At 70.2% G+C, this 16,797-nt stretch carries 18 protein-coding genes and 1 riboswitch; of the genes, 11 read left to right on the top strand and 7 right to left on the bottom strand.

Annotated elements, in window-relative coordinates:
* Positions 1 to 114: 114 nt before the first annotated feature.
* From B8W67_RS11605 to B8W67_RS11595, 3 genes are read right to left on the bottom strand one after another with little or no spacing between them, the layout of a single operon-like run.
* Positions 115 to 1,230 carry an adenosine deaminase gene (locus tag B8W67_RS11605; protein WP_069391146.1) on the bottom strand — a complete coding sequence of 372 codons (1,116 nt, stop codon included), beginning with the start codon at positions 1,228 to 1,230 and terminating at the stop codon, positions 115 to 117.
* Complete coding sequence (locus tag B8W67_RS11600) at positions 1,227 to 2,522, bottom strand: thymidine phosphorylase (RefSeq protein WP_069391254.1); 1,296 nt, start codon at positions 2,520 to 2,522, stop codon at positions 1,227 to 1,229. Before B8W67_RS11600 ends, B8W67_RS11605 begins: the two co-directional genes overlap by 4 nt.
* Positions 2,523 to 2,527: 5 nt before the next feature.
* Entirely contained in the window at positions 2,528 to 2,926 is a 399-nt protein-coding gene (locus tag B8W67_RS11595) for a cytidine deaminase (RefSeq protein WP_069391253.1), read from the bottom strand.
* 198 nt (positions 2,927 to 3,124) lie between these two features.
* On the opposite strand from B8W67_RS11595, the gene sdhC reads away from it, so the two are divergent.
* The 5 genes from sdhC to B8W67_RS11570 all read left to right on the top strand — a co-directional run bounded on the left by sdhC (position 3,125) and on the right by B8W67_RS11570 (position 7,273).
* Entirely contained in the window at positions 3,125 to 3,556 is a 432-nt protein-coding gene (sdhC, locus tag B8W67_RS11590; RefSeq protein WP_084228537.1) for a succinate dehydrogenase, cytochrome b556 subunit, read from the top strand.
* Positions 3,553 to 4,020, top strand: a complete 468-nt coding sequence (locus tag B8W67_RS11585; protein ID WP_069391145.1) for a succinate dehydrogenase hydrophobic membrane anchor subunit — start codon at positions 3,553 to 3,555, stop codon at positions 4,018 to 4,020. Before sdhC ends, B8W67_RS11585 begins: the two co-directional genes overlap by 4 nt.
* Before the next feature lie 9 nt (positions 4,021 to 4,029).
* Positions 4,030 to 5,784, top strand: a complete 1,755-nt coding sequence (sdhA, locus tag B8W67_RS11580) for a succinate dehydrogenase flavoprotein subunit (RefSeq protein ID WP_085304093.1) — start codon at positions 4,030 to 4,032, stop codon at positions 5,782 to 5,784.
* On the top strand, positions 5,784 to 6,587 hold the full coding sequence (locus tag B8W67_RS11575; RefSeq protein WP_069391143.1) for a succinate dehydrogenase iron-sulfur subunit: 804 nt from the start codon (positions 5,784 to 5,786) through the stop codon (positions 6,585 to 6,587). Before sdhA ends, B8W67_RS11575 begins: the two co-directional genes overlap by 1 nt.
* Before the next feature lie 80 nt (positions 6,588 to 6,667).
* Positions 6,668 to 7,273, top strand: coding sequence for a carboxymuconolactone decarboxylase family protein (locus B8W67_RS11570; protein WP_069391142.1), 606 nt, complete (start codon positions 6,668 to 6,670; stop codon positions 7,271 to 7,273).
* Positions 7,274 to 7,278: 5 nt separating this feature from the next.
* Here the strand turns inward: B8W67_RS11570 and B8W67_RS11565 are convergent, their stop codons facing one another.
* Positions 7,279 to 8,190, bottom strand: coding sequence for a sigma-70 family RNA polymerase sigma factor (locus B8W67_RS11565; RefSeq protein WP_085304091.1), 912 nt, complete (start codon positions 8,188 to 8,190; stop codon positions 7,279 to 7,281).
* 65 nt (positions 8,191 to 8,255) lie between these two features.
* Between B8W67_RS11565 and B8W67_RS11560 the strand changes: the two genes are divergently transcribed.
* The 5 genes from B8W67_RS11560 to B8W67_RS11540 all read left to right on the top strand — a co-directional run bounded on the left by B8W67_RS11560 (position 8,256) and on the right by B8W67_RS11540 (position 13,484).
* Positions 8,256 to 9,047: a phosphatidylethanolamine N-methyltransferase family domain-containing protein gene (locus B8W67_RS11560; RefSeq protein WP_085304089.1), complete on the top strand. Its 792-nt coding sequence runs from the start codon at positions 8,256 to 8,258 to the stop codon at positions 9,045 to 9,047.
* Positions 9,048 to 9,269: 222 nt separating this feature from the next.
* Positions 9,270 to 10,493 carry a D-alanyl-D-alanine carboxypeptidase DacB1 gene (gene dacB1, locus B8W67_RS11555; protein ID WP_069391139.1) on the top strand — a complete coding sequence of 408 codons (1,224 nt, stop codon included), beginning with the start codon at positions 9,270 to 9,272 and terminating at the stop codon, positions 10,491 to 10,493.
* A 73-nt stretch (positions 10,494 to 10,566) separates the two neighbouring features.
* The gene (locus tag B8W67_RS11550; protein WP_275329795.1) at positions 10,567 to 11,955 is read left to right on the top strand and encodes a sugar porter family MFS transporter; all 1,389 of its coding nucleotides are present in this window, start codon (positions 10,567 to 10,569) and stop codon (positions 11,953 to 11,955) included.
* Positions 11,952 to 13,088, top strand: coding sequence for an N-acetylglucosamine-6-phosphate deacetylase (gene nagA / locus B8W67_RS11545; protein ID WP_085304126.1), 1,137 nt, complete (start codon positions 11,952 to 11,954; stop codon positions 13,086 to 13,088). The genes B8W67_RS11550 and nagA overlap by 4 nt, the downstream gene beginning before the upstream one ends.
* Positions 13,089 to 13,093: 5 nt before the next feature.
* Positions 13,094 to 13,157: riboswitch (guanidine-III (ykkC-III) riboswitch) on the top strand.
* A 12-nt stretch (positions 13,158 to 13,169) separates the two neighbouring features.
* Positions 13,170 to 13,484, top strand: a complete 315-nt coding sequence (locus B8W67_RS11540) for a DMT family transporter (RefSeq protein WP_069391138.1) — start codon at positions 13,170 to 13,172, stop codon at positions 13,482 to 13,484.
* A gap of 55 nt (positions 13,485 to 13,539) precedes the next feature.
* On the opposite strand, the gene yhjD is transcribed toward B8W67_RS11540, so the two are convergent.
* Positions 13,540 to 14,565, bottom strand: a complete 1,026-nt coding sequence (yhjD, locus tag B8W67_RS11535; RefSeq protein ID WP_069391137.1) for an inner membrane protein YhjD — start codon at positions 14,563 to 14,565, stop codon at positions 13,540 to 13,542.
* The gene (gene trpS / locus B8W67_RS11530; RefSeq protein WP_069391249.1) at positions 14,562 to 15,590 is read right to left on the bottom strand and encodes a tryptophan--tRNA ligase; all 1,029 of its coding nucleotides are present in this window, start codon (positions 15,588 to 15,590) and stop codon (positions 14,562 to 14,564) included. The genes yhjD and trpS overlap by 4 nt, the downstream gene beginning before the upstream one ends.
* A gap of 182 nt (positions 15,591 to 15,772) precedes the next feature.
* Here trpS and B8W67_RS11525 point away from each other — a divergent pair, with 182 nt between their 5' ends.
* On the top strand, positions 15,773 to 16,339 hold the full coding sequence (locus B8W67_RS11525) for a DUF7676 family protein (RefSeq protein WP_069391136.1): 567 nt from the start codon (positions 15,773 to 15,775) through the stop codon (positions 16,337 to 16,339).
* A 21-nt stretch (positions 16,340 to 16,360) separates the two neighbouring features.
* Here B8W67_RS11525 and B8W67_RS21525 read toward each other — a convergent pair.
* A partial coding sequence (locus B8W67_RS21525; protein WP_476738876.1) for a PPW family C-terminal domain-containing PPE protein occupies positions 16,361 to 16,797 on the bottom strand: 437 nt, incomplete at its 5' end.

Genomic DNA, 16,797 nt, shown 5'->3' with positions numbered 1-16,797 from the left:
CCCGGGCGGCTATCGCGTGATAGCGGCCCGGGTCGCGGCCTTTTGTGGGCCCGGTGTGCGTGCGGCCACCCCCGCGGGACACCCGTGCCGCCGCCGCTATTCGGGTCCGACGGATCAGCCCACCAGCACCGCATACCGCGGTTTGATCACGTCGTCGATGATCGCCAGCCGCTCATCGAACGGGATGAACGCCGATTTCATCGCGTTGATCGTGAACCGCTCCAAATCGCTCCAGCCGTAGCCGAACGCCTCGGCCAGCACCAGCATCTCGTTGCTCATCGTCGTGTCGCTCATCAGCCGGTTGTCGGTGTTGACGGTGACCCGGAAACGGGCCCGCGCCAGCAGGTCGAACGGATGCTCGGCGATGCTGGCGACCGCCCCGGTCTGCACATTGGAACTCGGGCACATCTCCAGCGGGATCCGTTTGTCCCGCAGGATCGACGCCAGCCGGCCCAGCCGCACCACCGGGTCCCCGACGCCCTTGCCGCCCCCGCCGGGCCGGCTGACCTCGATGTCGTCGGTGATGCGCACCCCGTGCCCGAGCCGATCGGCTCCGCAGAACGCGATCGCCTCGTGGATCGACGGCAACCCGAACGCCTCACCGGCGTGGATGGTGAACCGGGCGTTGTTGTCACGCATGTACTCGAAGGCATCCAGGTGCCGGCTCGGCGGGTAGCCGGCCTCCGCCCCGGCGATGTCGAAACCCACCACCCCCTGGTCGCGGAACCGGATCGCCAATTCGGCGATCTCCCGGGACAGCGCGGCGTGACGCATCGCGGTGACCAGGCAGCGCACCGTGATGGGACGTCCGGCTGCGGCGGCGGCGCGCTCCCCGTCGGCGAACCCGGCCAGCACCGCCTCGATGACCGCGTCGAACGACAGCCCCCGGTCGATGTGCAGTTCGGGGGCGAAGCGCACCTCGGCGTAGACCACCGAATCGTCGGCCAGGTCCCGCACGCATTCGTCGGCGACCCGGTGCAGCGCCTCCGGGGTCTGCATCACCGCCACGGTGTGGGAGAACGGCTCCAGATAACGCTCCAACGAGCCGCTGTGGGACCGGGTGCGAAACCAGTCGGCCAGCGCGGTCTCGTCGGTGGCCGGCAGCCCCCGGTAGCCGATCTGCTCGGCGATCTCCAGCACGGTCGCCGGGCGCAGGCCACCGTCGAGATGATCGTGCAGCAGCGCCTTGGGGGCCTGCCGGATGGTCTCCAGGGTCAACGGGATGGTCATGGTGCTATCCGATCAAGGATCAGCGGACCGGCCGGTTCCGGGGTGTCCCCGATCTGCCAGCCACCGTCGAGTTCGGCCATGGCCGCAGGGTAGCGCTGCGGGGTGTCGGTATACAGGCTGAACACGGGTTCCCCCGCGGCCACCGGGTCTCCGGGGCGACGGTGCACGACGATGCCGGCCCCGTGCTGCACCCGCTGACCCGGCCCGGAGCGCCCCGCGCCAAGCCGCCACACCGCCCGCCCCACCGCCAGAGCATCGATGCGGCGCACGACGCCACCGTGCGCGGCGCACACCGTCTCACACGCGCCGCCCACCGGCAGTGCGACGCCCAGGTCCCCGCCCTGCGCGGCGATCAACGCCCGGAACCTGTCCATGGCGGTGCCGTCGGTCAGCGTCTGGGCCGGATCAATCCGGTCGACGCCGGCCACGGCGAGCATCTCGGCGGCCAGGGCCACCGTCAGCTCGACGACGTCGGGCGGCCCGCCCCCGGCGAGCACCTCCAGGGCTTCGGTGACCTCCAGGGCATTGCCAACCGTCGCGCCCAGCGGGGTGTTCATGTCGGTGAGCAGCGCCGTGGTCGGCACGTGGTGCGCCGCTCCCAACGCGATCATCATCCGGGCCAGCTCATCGGCCTGCCGCCGGGATTTCATGAACGCTCCGGAACCGACCTTGACGTCGAGAACCAACCCGCCGGCGCCCTCGGCGAGTTTTTTGCTCATCACCGAACTGGCGATCAGCGGCAGCGACTCCACCGTGGCGGTCACGTCGCGCAGCGCGTAGAGCTTCGCGTCGGCCGGCGCCAGGTGGCCGGCGGCGAAGATCGCCGCGCCCACCGTCCGCAGTTGCTCGGCGACCTGCGCGCCGGACAGCGTCGCGTCGAATCCGGCGATGGACTCCAGCTTGTCCAGGGTTCCGCCGGTGTGGCCGAGCCCGCGCCCGGAGGCCTGCGGCACGGCCGCCCCGCACGCGGCGACGACCGCCACCAGCGGCAGCGTGATCTTGTCGCCGACCCCGCCGGTGGAGTGCTTGTCCACGGTCACCAGCGGCCGGCCCCCGCGGGTCAGGTCCCGGAAGTCCAGTCGCTCCCCCGACGCGATCATCGCCGCGGTCCACCGGGCGGTCTCCGCAGGCTCCATACCGCGCAGGAATATCGCCATGAGCAGCGCCGACATCTGGGCCTCGGCCACCTCGCCGGCGGTGTAGGCCTCGATGACCCAGTCGATCGCCGCGTCCGGCAGCCGGCCGCCGTCGCGTTTGACGCCGATCACCGTCGGCGCGTCGAAAATCGGCACGGCGGTCACCGCGCGGGCAGGCTCTCCGGACCGAACGCGTCCGGCAGCAGATCGGCAAGCGGTTTCGGCCCGTCGGGATGATCGACGAGCATTTTCGGGCCCCCGCTTTCCAGCAGCAGCTGCCGGCACCGGCCGCACGGCAGCAGCACCGCACCGCCACCGTCGACGCACACCAGTGCCACCAGTCGGCCGCCCCCGCCGGCGTGCAGCGCCGAGACCACGCCGCACTCGGCGCACAGGCTCAATCCGTATGAGACATTCTCCACATTGCACCCGGTCACCACGCGCCCGTCGTCGACCAGCGCGGCCGCGCCCACCCGCAGTTGCGAATACGGCGCATAGGCGCTCTGCGCGACACGTCTTGCTTTGTCCCGCAGCGTATCCCACTGAATCTCAGCGTTCACCACGGCGACGTCACGCTTTGCACCCGGCGCTGGGAACCACACCGACACGCCCCAATAGGGCTGTTGAACACCTCACACAGCCAACCCTAACTTCCGGCGGGGGCAAGCACCGATGGCGCCAACACATTTCATTCGCCGCGCGTGGGGGGACTAGAGTCCAATCGACGGTTCCCCATGGCGATGATGTTGGAGGCGCTGATGACGACAGCGGCATCCGCGGATCCGGTAGCACCGGCCTCGCGGGCGCGTTCGCGACGGGCTCGCCGCACCCTGTACCGGGGCGACCCGGGCATGTGGTCGTGGCTGTTGCACCGCATCACCGGCGCAACCATCTTCTTCTTCCTGTTCGTCCACGTGCTCGACACCGCGGTGGTGCGGGTGAGCCCGCAGGCCTACAACGAAGTCATCGAGACCTACAAGACACCGCTGGTCGGGCTGATGGAACTCGGCCTGATCGCCGCGGTGCTCTACCACGGTCTCAACGGCGTGCGGGTGATCCTCATCGACTTCTGGGAGCAGGGTCCGCGCTACCAACGCCTGATGATCTGGGTGACCGCGATCGTCTGGCTGCTGGTCATGGTCCCGGCGACCGTCGTGGTCGGCATTCACATGATGGGGTACTTCGGATGAGCGGGCCGGATTTGCAACTAGGCCGCGGCGACACCGCCCCGGTGGTCCAGAGCAGCTTCGACAGCCCGGCAAGCTTCGGCAACCCCCGCGCACCGCGCCGGCACACCGGGATGGTCAACTTCGAGAAGTACACCTGGCTGTTCATGCGGTTCTCCGGTGTCGGGCTGATCTTCTTGGTGCTCGGCCACCTGTTCATCATGTTGATGTGGGAGGACGGGGTCTACCGCATCGACTTCAATTTCATCGCGCAGCGCTGGGCCTCGCCGTTCTGGCAGATCTGGGACCTGCTGCTGCTGTGGTTGGCGCAACTGCACGGCGCCAACGGGATGCGCACCATCATCGGCGACTACACCCGCAAGAACTCGACTCGGTTCTGGCTGAACAGCCTGCTGCTGCTGTCGATGGTGTTCACGCTGCTGTTGGGCACCTACGTGCTGGTGACCTTCGACGCCAACATCTCCTAAGGATTCGAGTTGATTAGCGAACACCGATACGACGTCGTGATCGTCGGCGCCGGCGGCGCCGGCATGCGCGCCGCGGTCGAGGCCGCCCCCCGCGCACGCACCGCGGTGCTGACCAAGCTCTACCCCACCCGCAGCCACACCGGCGCCGCGCAGGGCGGGATGTGCGCCGCGCTGGCCAACGTCGAGGACGACAACTGGGAGTGGCACACGTTCGACACCGTCAAAGGTGGGGACTATCTGGCCGACCAGGACGCGGTGGAGATCATGGCCAAGGAGGCCATCGACGCGGTGCTCGACCTGGAGAAGATGGGGATGCCGTTCAACCGCACCCCCGAGGGCCGTATCGACCAGCGCCGGTTCGGCGGGCACACCCGCGAGCACGGCAAGGCCCCCGTCCGGCGGTCCTGTTACGCCGCTGACCGCACCGGCCACATGATCCTGCAGACGCTGTACCAGAACTGCGTCAAGCACGACGTCGAGTTCTTCAACGAGTTCTACGTGCTCGACCTGCTGCTCACCGACTCCCCGTCGGGACCGGTCGCCAGCGGCGTCGTCGCCTACGAGCTGGCCACCGGCTCGATCCACGTCTTCCACGCCAAAGCCGTCGTGATGGCCACCGGCGGCTCGGGGCGCATGTACAAGACCACCTCCAACGCCCACACCCTCACCGGCGACGGCATGGGCGTGGTGTTCCGCAAGGGCCTGCCGCTGGAGGACATGGAGTTCCACCAGTTCCACCCGACCGGGCTGGCCGGGCTGGGAATCCTGATCTCCGAGGCGGTGCGCGGCGAGGGCGGCCGGTTGCTCAACGCCGACGGTGAGCGGTTCATGGAGCGCTACGCCCCCACCATCGTCGACCTGGCGCCGCGCGACATCGTCGCCCGCTCGATGGTGCTGGAGGTCCTCGAAGGCCGCGGCGCCGGGCCGAACAAGGACTACGTCTACATCGACGTGCGCCACCTCGGCGCCGATGTGCTGGAAGCCAAGCTGCCCGACATCACCGAGTTCGCCCGCACCTACCTGGGGGTGGATCCGGTCACCGAGCTGGTGCCGGTCTACCCGACCTGCCACTACGTCATGGGGGGCATCCCGACCACCGTCACCGGCCAGGTGCTGCGCGACAACAGCACCACCGTGCCGGGCCTGTACGCCGCCGGCGAGTGCGCCTGCGTGTCGGTGCACGGCGCCAACCGGTTGGGCACCAACTCACTGCTGGACATCAACGTGTTCGGCCGTCGGGCCGGCATCGCCGCCGCCGAGTACGCGGCCGGGCACGACTTCGTCGACCTGCCCGAGGATCCGGCGCGCATGGTCATCGACTGGGTGGCCCACATCCTGTCCGACCACGGCCACGAACGCGTCGCCGACATCCGCGGCGAGCTGCAGCAGACGATGGACAACAACGCCGCGGTGTTCCGCACCGAGGAGACCTTGAACCAGGCGCTCCGCGACATCCGGGCCCTCAAGGACCGCTACGCCCACATCACCGTCCACGACAAGGGCAAACGGTTCAACTCCGACCTGTTGGAAGCCATCGAGCTGGGGTTCCTGCTGGAGCTGGCCGAAGTCACCGTGGTGGGCGCACTCAACCGCAAGGAGTCCCGCGGCGGCCACGCCCGCGAGGACTACCCCGACCGCGACGACGCCAACTACATGGTGCACACCACGGCCTACAAGCAGGGCGCCGAACTGCGCAGCGATATCCGGCTGGACTTCAAGCCCGTGGTCCAGACCCGTTACGAACCCAAGGAGCGGAAGTACTGATGACTCCTCCCGCACAGTCCTCGGGGGCCATCGTCGACGCCCCCGAGGCCGGTGACCCGCCGCTGCCGCCCGTTCCCGACGGTGCGGTGATGGTGACGTTGAAGATCGCCCGGTTCAACCCGGAGGATCCCGACGCCGCCGGTTTCCAGAGCTTCCGGGTGCCGTGCCTGCCCACCGACCGCGTGCTCAACCTGCTGATCTACGTCAAGAGCTATCTCGACGGCACGTTGACGTTCCGCCGGTCGTGCGCCCACGGGGTCTGCGGCTCCGACGCGATGCGGATCAACGGATACAACCGGTTGGCCTGCAAGGTGCTGATGCGTGACCTGCTGCCGAAGAACCCGAAGAAGCAGCTCACCTTGACCATCGAGCCGATCCGCGGACTGCCGGTGGAAAAGGACCTGGTCGTCGACATGGAGCCGTTCTTCGACGCCTACCGGGCGATCAAGCCGTTCCTGATCACCCACGGCAACCAGCCGACCCGCGAACGCATCCAAAGCCCCGAGGACCGGCACCGCTTCGACGACACCACCAAGTGCATCCTGTGTGCCATCTGCACCACCAGCTGCCCGGTGTTCTGGAGCGAGGGCAGCTACTTCGGGCCGGCCGCGATCGTCAACGCCCACCGGTTCATCTTCGACAGCCGCGACGAGGGCGCTGCGGAGCGTCTTGACATCCTCAACGAGGTCGACGGCGTGTGGCGCTGCCGCACCACGTTCAACTGCACCGAGGCCTGCCCCCGCGGCATCGAGGTGACCAAGGCGATCCAGGAGGTCAAGCGCGCGCTGATGTTCGCGCGCTGACCCTCGCCCGCACTGGGGCACGCCCCGCACTGGGGCGCACGCCGCTGTCACAGTTCGGTGGGCTGTCTCGTCTACCGGGTATGAGCAACCAACCCCGCATCGAGCCCCTGCCCCCGCAACGCACCAACCTGCTGGTGCGCCTGCTGTACCGCTTCGCCAAGCGGCGCTTCGGCGAGGTCCCCGAACCGTTCGCCGTCGCCGCCCACCATCCGCGGCTGCTGCTGGCCTCCGCCGTCCACGAGGGACTGCTGCAGAGCGCCTCCCGCACACTGCCGGCCGGGGTGGCCGATCTGGCGGTGTTCTGGACCGCCCGCACCGTCGGCTGCTCTTGGTGTGTGGACTTCGGATCCATGCTGCAACGCCTCGACGGTGTCGACGTGGATCGGCTGCGCCACATCGATGACTACGCCACCTCCCCGCTGTTCAACGACGACGAACGCGCCGCGATCCGCTACGCCGACGCGATGACCGCCGACCCGCACACCATCACCGACGAGCAGGTCGACGACCTGCGGCGGCGCTTCGGCGACGCCGGGGTGATCGAGCTGACCTATCAGGTGGCGGTGGAGAACATGCGCTCCCGGATGTACTGCGCCCTGGGCATCACCGAGCAGGGCTTCAACTCCGGTGACGCCTGCCGGGTGCCGTGGCTGGACGCCCCCGCCGACCCGCCCACCGCGGTGTAGCCGACCTAGCGGTCCCCACGGCGCAGCGGCGTGCCGGTGAACTTCTCCGGGTTGGCGATGTCCCAGATCGCCGCGACCCGGCCCTCGCGCACCGCCATCACGGTGACGCGCGGCATCAGCTCGGCGAACCCCTCGACGGCGGGCGCCCCGGGCGTGTACGCACCGAGTTCGCCGTTGACGAACGCCAACTGGTTGGCCTCGATCAGGGCGGGACCGTAGCGGCGGGCCAACCCGAACAGGAACCGGGCCACCCGGTCGGGGCCGGCGATCGGCCGCACCGCGGTCGGGGCGTGACGGTTGGCGTCCCCGGTGAACGTCACCTCCGGGTGCAGCAGCGCCACCACCGCGGCCATGTCGCCGGCGGCCATCGCGGCCATCAACTCCCCCACCACCTCGGCATGGTCGGGATCGGGGCCGGGCGCGGGGTCGGCGGCGACCGCCCGCCGGGCCCGCGAGGCGAGTTGACGGGCGGCGGCGGCGGTGGTGTCGAGCACGGCGGCGATCTCCGGGAACGGCAGCGCGAACCCGTCGTGCAGCACGAACGCGACCCGCTGGTCGGGGGTGAGCCGCTCGAGTACCACCATCGCCGCGAACCGGGCGTCCTCGGCGGCGACCACCGCGGCCAGCGGGTCGGCGCCGTCGAACCCGGTCACCACCGGCTCGGGCAGCCAAGACCCGACGTAGGTCTCACGGCGCCGGGCCGCCGAACGCAGCCGATCCAGCGCCAGCCTGCTGACCACCGTGGTCAGCCAGGCCCGCAGGTCCTCGATCGCGTCACGGTCGGCGCCCGCCCAGCGCAGCCAGGCCTCCTGCACGATGTCCTCGGCGTCGGCGACCGTCCCGGTCAACCGGTAAGCGACCGCCATCATCGGGGAGCGCAGCGCTTCGAAGTCGCCTCCGTCGGCCCCCACTGGCATGGTGCGAGCCTACGACGGCGGCGACCGGCGGGCATCCGCCTGCCGCGGCGTGATAGAGACCATCTATGCACTGGTACACCGGAGACTCCGTCTACGACTCGGTACTGACCGCGGCGTTCGTGTTCGCCGCCTTCGTGATCGTCGCCGGATTCTTCGGCCAGAGCTCCTACGGACGGTTCGCCTCCCCGAAGCTGGGGTTCAACCTCAACCCGAAATTCGGGTGGTGGCTGATGGAGATCCCGGCGACCGTGGTGTTCGCGATCGCCTATCTGAGCGGGCCGGCCCGGTTCGAGCCGACGTCGCTGGTGCTCGCCGGGATCTGGGTGCTGCAATACGCCAACCGGGGATGGTTCTTCCCCCTGGCGATCCGTCAGGTGCCGGGCAAGCGCAGCACGTTCAACCTCTCGGTGGTGCTGATGGGAATGCTGGTCACCGCCATGCACGGCTATCTCAACGGCGCGCTGTTCAGCCACGACTACCTGCACCGGTACGCCACGGCGTGGTTGACCGATCCACGGTTTGTGATCGGCCTGGTCATCTACCTGGCCGGGTTCGCGCTGCTGGTGCACTCCGAGGCGATCGTGCGCAACTTGCGCGCCAAGAACGATCCCGGCGCCGCCGAGTACCGGATCCCCTACGGGGGCGGTATCCGGTTCGTCACCAGCCCGGCCTACCTGGGCGAGCTGATCGCCTGGACCGGGTTCGCGGTGTTGACCTGGGCGCTGCCCGGCGTGGCGATCCTGCTGATCACCGCCGGCAACCTGATCCCGCGGGCCCTGCAGACCCAACGGTGGTACGAGCAGAAGTTCGTCGACTATCCGAGCGACCGCAAGGCACTCGTCCCGTTCCTGCTGTGAGCGTTACCGCGTGAACAGGCCCTGACCAGGCCCGGGCGCTGACCGTGTGCGTCTGGGTCCGCCCGCCGCGGCGTGTCGCGGACGACACCGCACAACCGACGGGCGGGACCGCCCACCGGCGAACCCAAGCGAACCCAAGCGAACCCAAGCGCCACATAAACCACATCTGTCACAGCGTGGCTCCCGGGAATCCGCCGCGAATCGGCCTACCCTGCACACACGATGGCTCTTCTACGTTCGGTGTCCTGCCTGGCAGCGGCGTTGGCGGTGCTGATCACCCCGCTGGGGTCGGCGGCGGTGGCGGCCGCCGACCCCGATATCGGCACCCACGCCGACCCCTGCCCCTACCGGGTGACCACCCCTCCGGCGGTGGATTCCTCGGAGGTGCCCACGGCCGGTGACCCGCCGGTGCCGCTGCCGGTTCCGGCCAAACCGGTCGGCGGGGAGGCGCTCAGCGGCTGCGGGGTGATCACCGCCCCCGGCACCCCGCCGGTGCCCGAGGACATCTCCGCGGAGGCATGGCTCGTCGCCGATCTGGACACCGGCGCGGTGATCGCCGCGCGCGACCCGCACGGTCGTCATCGGCCCGCCAGCGTGATCAAGGTGCTGACCGCGATGGCGGCGATCAACGAGTTGAGCTTGAACTCCCCGGTCGCCGGCACCGCCGACGACGCCGCCGCCGAGGGCACCAAGGTCGGGGTCGACGTCGGCGGCACCTACACCGTCAACCAGTTGCTGCACGGGCTGCTGATGCATTCCGGCAACGACGCCGCCCACGCCCTGGCCGTCCAACTCGGCGGGATGCCGGTCGCGATCGACAAGATCAACGTGCTCGCCGAGCGCCTCGGCGGCCGCGACACCCGAGCGGCGACGCCGTCGGGTCTCGACGGCCCGGGCATGAGCACCTCCGCCTACGACATCGGCCTGTTCTACCGGTACGCCTGGGCCAACCCGACGTTCGCCGAGATCGTCGCCACCCGCGTCTTCCCGTTCCCCGGCCACGGTGAGAGCCCCGGCTACGAGCTGGAGAACGACAACCAGCTGCTCTACCGCTACCCCGGCGCTCTCGGCGGCAAGACCGGCTACACCGACGATGCCGGGCAGACGTTCGTCGGCGCCGCCGAACGCGACGGGCGGCGTCTGGTGGCGGTGCTGCTGCGCGGCACCCGTCAACCCATCGCCCCGTGGGAGCAGGCCGCACACCTGCTGGACTACGGATTCGCCGTCCCGCCGGGCACCCAGGTGGGCACCCTGGTCGATCCGGACCCGGCGCTGGTGGCCCCGGCCCCGGAGGCCGCCGTCGACCCCGCGGGGGCGCAGGCGGCGCTGCTGGCCGCCGCCGACACGCTGCCGGTGCGGGTTGGCGTCACGGTCATCGGAACCCTCGTCGTGTTCACGTTGATGTTGGTGGCCCGCTCGATGAACCGGCGCGGCGTACGCGCCTGACGTCGCCTACCGTGGTCGGCGAATCGACGGTCGAGCGCAACGAAGGGGGACGACGGTGGGTGCCCTCGCCGAGCTGCGCCGCTCCTCACCGCTGACCGTGCTGGTGGCCGGTGCGGCGGCCGGTGTCGGCTTCATCTACGGCTACGACCTGTCCAACCTGGCCAGCTCACTGTTGTTCTTGCAGACCGATTTCGCGCTGTCCTCCGCCGACCAGGAACTGATCGCGCTCGCCGCCGTGGTCGGCCAGCTCGCCGGCGCCGGAGCCGGCGGCTGGCTGGCCAACACGGTCGGCCGGCAACGCTGCATGGTCGCGCTCACCGCCGGATACGCGGTGTTCGCGGTGCTCAGCGCCGCCGCCGTGAGCATCCCGATGCTGCTCGGCACCCGGTTTCTGCTCGGGGTGGCCCTCGGGGTGGCGATCGTGGTGGTTCCGGTGTTCGTCGCCGAGTCGGTGCCGGCGGCGGTGCGCGGTTCCCTGCTGGTGCTCTACGGGCTGGCCACCGTCGGCGGCATCATCGCCGGCTACCTGGGCGCCTACCTGCTCTCCGGGCTCGACAGCTGGCGGTGGCTGCTCGGGGTGGCCGCGGTGCCCGCGGTGGGGGTGGCGCTGCTGCTGCGGCGGGTGCCCGACACCGCGCGCTGGTATCTGTTGCGCGGGCGCACCGAGCAGGCCCGCCGCGTGCTGCACCGGGTGGAGCCCGGCGTCGACGCCGACGCCGAACTCGCCGAGATCGCCCGGGCGGTGGCCGCCGAACAGGCGCAGCACGTCGGCGTGCTCGCCGAGATGCTGCGGCTGCCGTATCTGCGGGCGACGGTGTTCGTGGTGGGGCTGGGTTTTTTCATTCAGATCACCGGTATCAACGCGATCGTCTACTACAGCCCCCGGCTCTTCGAGACGATGGGCTTCAGCGGGTACGCCGCGCTGTTGGTGCTGCCCGCGCTGGTGCAGTGCTGCGCGCTCGCGGCGGTGTTCGTCTCGCTGCTACTGGTCGACCGGGTGGGGCGCCGCCCGATTCTTCTGACCGGCATCGCGGTGATGATCGCCGCCAACGTGCTGCTGGTCGGGGTCTTCTGCGGCGCCGACGTCCTGGGCGCGGCGGTGCCCTACCTCCAGTTCGGCGGGGTGGTGGCCTTCACGGTCGGCTACACGTTCGGGTTCGGTTCGCTGGTGTGGGTCTATGCCGGCGAAAGCCTGCCGGCACGGCTGCGCTCGATGGGCTCCTCGGCGATGCTGTCGGCAAACCTGCTGGCCAACGCCGTGGTGGTCGGGGTGTTTTTGACGCTGCTGGAGCGGCTCGGCGGTGCGGGCACGTTCACCGTGTTCGCGGTGATGGCGGTGGCCAGTTTCGCGTTCGTCTACCGCTACGCCCCGGAGACCAAGGGCCGCCAACTCGAAGACATCCGCCACTACTGGGAGAACCACGGCCGATGGCCCGAACCGACGCCGACGGAGAAGCGATGACCCTGATCGCGGCCGGCGCCGTCGTCCTCGACGGCCGGGTGGTGCGCCCCGGCTGGGTGCAGACCGCCGGCGGCGACATCCTCGCCGCCGGGGCGGGACGCCCCGACGGTGTCGACGTCGACCTGCCGGAGTCGGTGGTCCTACCCGGTTTCGTCGACATGCACTGTCACGGCGGCGGCGGCGCCGCCTATCCGCATCATCCCGAGCAGGTCGCGGGGTTTCATCGCCGTCACGGCACCACCAGCACCCTGGCGAGCCTGGTCACCGCGGCCCCGGCGGATCTGCTGGCCGGGGTGCGCCGCCTCGCCGCTGCCACCGCCGCCGGCACCGTCGCGGGCATCCACCTGGAGGGGCCCTGGCTGAGTGCGGCGCACTGCGGTGCACACGACCCGGCCCTGCTGCGCGCACCCGACCCCGCCGAGATCGCCGCGCTGCTCGACGCCGCCGACGGCACGATCCGGATGGTGACGCTGGCCCCGGAGCTGCCCGGCGCCGACGACGCGATCCGCCAGTTCATCGACGCGGGCGCGGCGGTGGCGCTCGGCCACACCGACGCCACCTATGAGCAGACCCGCCGGGCCCTCGACGCGGGCGCCACCGTGGGCACCCACCTGTTCAACGCGATGCGCCCGATCCATCAGCGCGAGCCCGGGCCGGTGCTGGCGCTGCTGGAGGATCCGCGGGTCACCGTGGAGCTCATCGCCGACGGGGTGCACGTGCATCCGGGGCTGATCCGGCGGGTGATCGACACCGCCGGACCCGATCGGGTGGCGCTGGTGACCGACGCGATGGCGGCGGCCGGTTGCGCGGACGGACGCTACGACCTCGGCGGGCAGGACGTCGACGTCGCCGGCGGGGTGGCCCGTTTGGCCGGGACCGCCACCATCGCCGGCAGCACCGCCACCGGTGCGCAGTTGCTGCGCGCCGCGGTGCAGCACAGCGCGCTGGGTTTCGACGCGGCGTTGGCGGCCGCGACCCAGATGACCGCGACCACCCCGGCGCGCACGCTGCGCCTGTCGCGGGTCGGCAGTCTGCGGCGCGGGCTGCGCGCCGACCTGGTGGTGCTCGACCGGCACCTGCAGGTGCAGCGGGTGATGGTCGACGGGCACTGGGTGCCTGAGGCGGCCTGCTAGCGTCGGGGCCGTCAACCCCTGACACCGGACGAGGGGCGCCGTACCCGGCCAGCGACAAGACGGCGTCGACGGAGGTGGGTGATGGCCTGGGTGATTCTCGTGCTCTCCGGGGCGTTGGAGGCGGTGTGGGCGACGGCGTTGGGTCGCTCCGACGGGTTCTCCCGTCTGGTGCCGACGCTGGTTTTCGCGGTCACCTCGGTGCTGTCGGTGGTGGGGCTGGCGTTCGCGATGCGGGAGCTGCCCACCGGCACCAGCTATGCGATCTGGGTGGGCATCGGGGCGTCGTTGACGGTGGCCTACGCCATGATCAGCGGCGCCGAGGCGGCGTCGGTGGCGAAGGTGCTGCTCATCGGCGGGGTCATCGGGTGTGTGATCGGGTTGCGGCTGGTCGCCTGAAGGCGCCTAAAGGCGCCGGGGCCGGCCAGCGGCGGCTAGTGTCGGCTAGCGTCGGCTAGCGTCGTCGCAGCAACCGGGACAGGCCGAGCGCGCCGAGCGCGCCCGCGGCGGCCGAGACCAGCACCTGGGAGGTCCGCAGGTCGATCTCGGCGTGCTCGCGCGGAGTGATCACCGCCGGTCCCGGCGGGGCGACCGGCGCGGCGGCCATGTTCTCCGCCGACGTCGCCGCCCAGGCGGTGGCGAACAGCACCAGCCGCGCGGTGACATAGGCGAAGACCATCACCCCGAGCACCGGGCCGAAGGTGGCGCCGGCGGGGCTGTTGAGCACCGACCGCAGATAGATCGAGGCGAACTGTTTGAACACCTCGAACCCGACCGCGGCCAACACCCCGGCCCGCATGGAACTGACGAAACTCACCGACTCGCGGGGCAGGCGCGCGATCATCCAGGTGAACAGCAGCCACGACACCGCCAGCGACACCAGCAGCGAGGCCAGCCACAGCAGCGGCCCCAGTGCCGAGACGTGCGGCACCCCCAGCCAGCGCAGCACGGCCGCCATCACCGACGGGCTGCCCAGAGCGGTCAGGCCGATGGTGATCATGGTCAACAGGAACGCCGACACCATGGTCGCCAGGTCGGCGAACTTCCGTTTGACGAACGGCGGCAGCTCGACGCGCTGCAGCCACATCTGGCTCAACGCCGAGCGCAGCTTGTCCATCCAGCTCAGCCCGGCCCACAGGGCCACCACCAGACCGATCAGCCCGATGGAGGTGCGGGACTCGATGGCGCTGTCGATGAGGTCGATCAACTGCTGGCCGACCGACCCCGAGACCGAGGCCCGGATCTGGCTCTCGATCTGCCCGAGCAGGTCGGGCCGGCTGGCCAACACGAAACCGCCGACCGCGAAACCCACCATCAGCAGCGGGAACAGCGCGAAGATCGTGTAGTAGGTCAGCCCGGCGGCATAGAAATTGCCCTGACATTCGGTGTAGCGCTCCTGGGTGCGCATCACCCGGTCGACCCAGCCGTACCGGGCCCGTAGACGATCGACGAGGCCGGGGGTGCTGCTGGACGAACTCACGGTGCCAAAAAACCCAATCGGTCGTAGACGCGGGCCACGGTGCCGGTGGCCACCTCGGCGGCGCGGGCCGCACCGGCGGCCAGCACCGACTCCAATTCGGCGCTGTCGGCGAGCAGCTCGTCGACCCGCGCCTTGATCGGGGTGAGGAACTCCACCACCGCCTCGGCGGTGTCCTTTTTCAGATCGCCGTAGCCGCGGCCGGCGTAGCCGTCGACGAGGGTGTCGATCGCCTCCCCGGTGACCGCCGACTGGATGGTCAACAGGTTCGACACGCCGGCCTTGGCCTCGGGGTCGAACCGGATGTCGCGGTCGGAGTCGGTGACCGCCGAACGGATCTTCTTGGCGGTCTTGGCCGGGTCGTCGAGCAGCGCGATGAGCCCCGCGTCGGTCGCCGCCGATTTGCTCATCTTCGCCGTCGGGTCGGCCAGGTCGTAGATCTTGGCGGTGGCCTTGGGGATGAGCAGCTCGGGCACCACCAAGGTGTCGGGGAACCGGGAATTGAACCGTTGTGCCACATCGCGGGCCAGCTCCAGGTGCTGGCGTTGATCCTCGCCCACCGGAACCAGTTCGGCGTCGTAGGCGAGCACGTCGGCGGCCTGCAGCACCGGGTAGGTGAACAACCCCACCGTCGCCGCATCGGTGCCCTGGCGCGCGGACTTGTCTTTGAACTGGGTCATCCGCGATGCCTGACCGAACCCGGTGAAACAGCCCAGCACCCAGGCCAGTTCGGCGTGGGAGTGCACGTGGCTCTGCACGAAGACGGTGCTGCGCGCCGGGTCGATCCCCAGCGCCAGGTACTGCGCCGCGGTGACCAGGGTCCGTCGACGCAGCGTGGCCGGGTCCTGCGGCACCGTGATGGCGTGCAGATCGACGACACAGAAGAACGCGTCGTGATCGTCCTGCAGATCCGCCCATTGCGTGATCGCGCCCAAGGCATTGCCCAGGTGCAGCGAATCGGAGGTGGGCTGCACACCGGAGAAGACGCGGGGCCGAGTCGCGGCGGATGCTGTGGTCGCGCTGGTCATGGTGTCCCGATCTTCGCACGCTGTGGCACCGTGGGCCGATCGGGGTCGCACCGCGACGCGCCCCGCCGGGCGCATCCGGGCGTGGCGGCGGCGCTGACCGGTTATCGTGACCTCACCGGCACTCGGCCCCGCCACGGTGAACGAGCCGAGCGGCCCGCCGACCATGAGGAAGGATTCCCGTCATGACCCAGAGCAGTGTCGCCGAACCCGAGATCGTGGTCGGCGAAGACGGTGGTCGCGAACAACTTTGGCCGCTGCCGACCGATCAGGACAGCCTGTTGAAGCTGCTGCATCTGTGCTTCGACGAGTACTGGGACGAGATCTGGTTCGGCATCATCATGCAGGGCGCGGCGTGGGAGGTGGCCGCCCCCAATGCCCCGACGAAGATCTCGGTGCTCGACGGCTACGCCACCGTCGACTTCGGCCGCTGGCATTTCCACCTGTGCATCGGCAAACACCTCGGCGCACCCCGCGAGCTGCGAACGGTGCGTCAGTGCGCACGCGCGGAGCTGTACCGCCGCTACGGCCGAGACGGTGACCCCAGCTCGTGGGGGGTGCGGCTCTACAACGGACGCGACGAGCAGATGATGACGATCATGTTGCCCAACCCGTTCCTCACCAACGACCAGCAGTTGCGCGCCGAACCGGTGTGGGAACAACTCGAGCTGTGGGACCGGCTGCGCGCGGAGTTCCTCGGGCTCGACCCCGACCCGCTGGACCGCACCGGCGCCCGCATCACCTGCGGCTGAACCGGCCACGCTGGAGGACCCCTACCGCGGCGGGGTCTCCCAGGTGCTCGGCATCATCGGCACCGCGGTGGCACCGGTGTCCTGACCGGCCCCGTCGTCGGCGACGGCGGTGAGCCCGCCCGCGCGGGCGGCGCCGTCGTGCGCGGCGGTGCCGGCGAACCCCAGCGGACCCGCCCCGGCCGCGGAGGCACTCACCGGCGGTGGGCCGTCGAGTTCCTGGTCCAACGTCATGTACTCGTGGCCGCGGCCGATCATGTCGAGCTTGTCGCGGTGTCGACGCCGATACCGCTGGCGCGTCTTCTCCTCGGCCTCGGTGGCCGCCTGCGCCGCGGTCTCGTCGGGTTTGGGTTTGCGTCGGCGGGACCGCGCGGCCGCGCTGGCCTGGGCCTCCATCCCCATGTTGGCCACCATGTAGGAGTACAGCGGCGGCCCGGCCGGGGTCGGGGGCGGCCCCGGGG

The organism is Mycolicibacillus koreensis (genome assembly GCF_002104795.1).
In the GTDB taxonomy this organism is placed as follows: Bacteria; Actinomycetota; Actinomycetes; order Mycobacteriales; family Mycobacteriaceae; genus Mycobacterium; species Mycobacterium koreense.
This window is presented reverse-complemented; position numbering and strand designations above follow the sequence as displayed.

What these genes read in the sequence shown, in the direction of transcription:
- sdhC (WP_084228537.1), top strand. Translation starts at nt 3,125, where the DNA reads ATGACGACAGCGGCATCCGCGGATCCGGTAGCACCGGCCTCGCGGGCG.
- dacB1 (WP_069391139.1), top strand. Translation starts at nt 9,270, where the DNA reads ATGGCTCTTCTACGTTCGGTGTCCTGCCTGGCAGCGGCGTTGGCGGTG.
- B8W67_RS11565 (WP_085304091.1), bottom strand. Translation starts at nt 8,190, where the DNA reads ATGCCAGTGGGGGCCGACGGAGGCGACTTCGAAGCGCTGCGCTCCCCG.
- B8W67_RS11540 (WP_069391138.1), top strand. Translation starts at nt 13,170, where the DNA reads ATGGCCTGGGTGATTCTCGTGCTCTCCGGGGCGTTGGAGGCGGTGTGG.
- B8W67_RS11570 (WP_069391142.1), top strand. Translation starts at nt 6,668, where the DNA reads ATGAGCAACCAACCCCGCATCGAGCCCCTGCCCCCGCAACGCACCAAC.
- B8W67_RS11525 (WP_069391136.1), top strand. Translation starts at nt 15,773, where the DNA reads ATGACCCAGAGCAGTGTCGCCGAACCCGAGATCGTGGTCGGCGAAGAC.
- B8W67_RS11560 (WP_085304089.1), top strand. Translation starts at nt 8,256, where the DNA reads ATGCACTGGTACACCGGAGACTCCGTCTACGACTCGGTACTGACCGCG.
- trpS (WP_069391249.1), bottom strand. Translation starts at nt 15,590, where the DNA reads ATGACCAGCGCGACCACAGCATCCGCCGCGACTCGGCCCCGCGTCTTC.
- B8W67_RS11605 (WP_069391146.1), bottom strand. Translation starts at nt 1,230, where the DNA reads ATGACCATCCCGTTGACCCTGGAGACCATCCGGCAGGCCCCCAAGGCG.
- B8W67_RS11575 (WP_069391143.1), top strand. Translation starts at nt 5,784, where the DNA reads ATGACTCCTCCCGCACAGTCCTCGGGGGCCATCGTCGACGCCCCCGAG.
- B8W67_RS11585 (WP_069391145.1), top strand. Translation starts at nt 3,553, where the DNA reads ATGAGCGGGCCGGATTTGCAACTAGGCCGCGGCGACACCGCCCCGGTG.
- nagA (WP_085304126.1), top strand. Translation starts at nt 11,952, where the DNA reads ATGACCCTGATCGCGGCCGGCGCCGTCGTCCTCGACGGCCGGGTGGTG.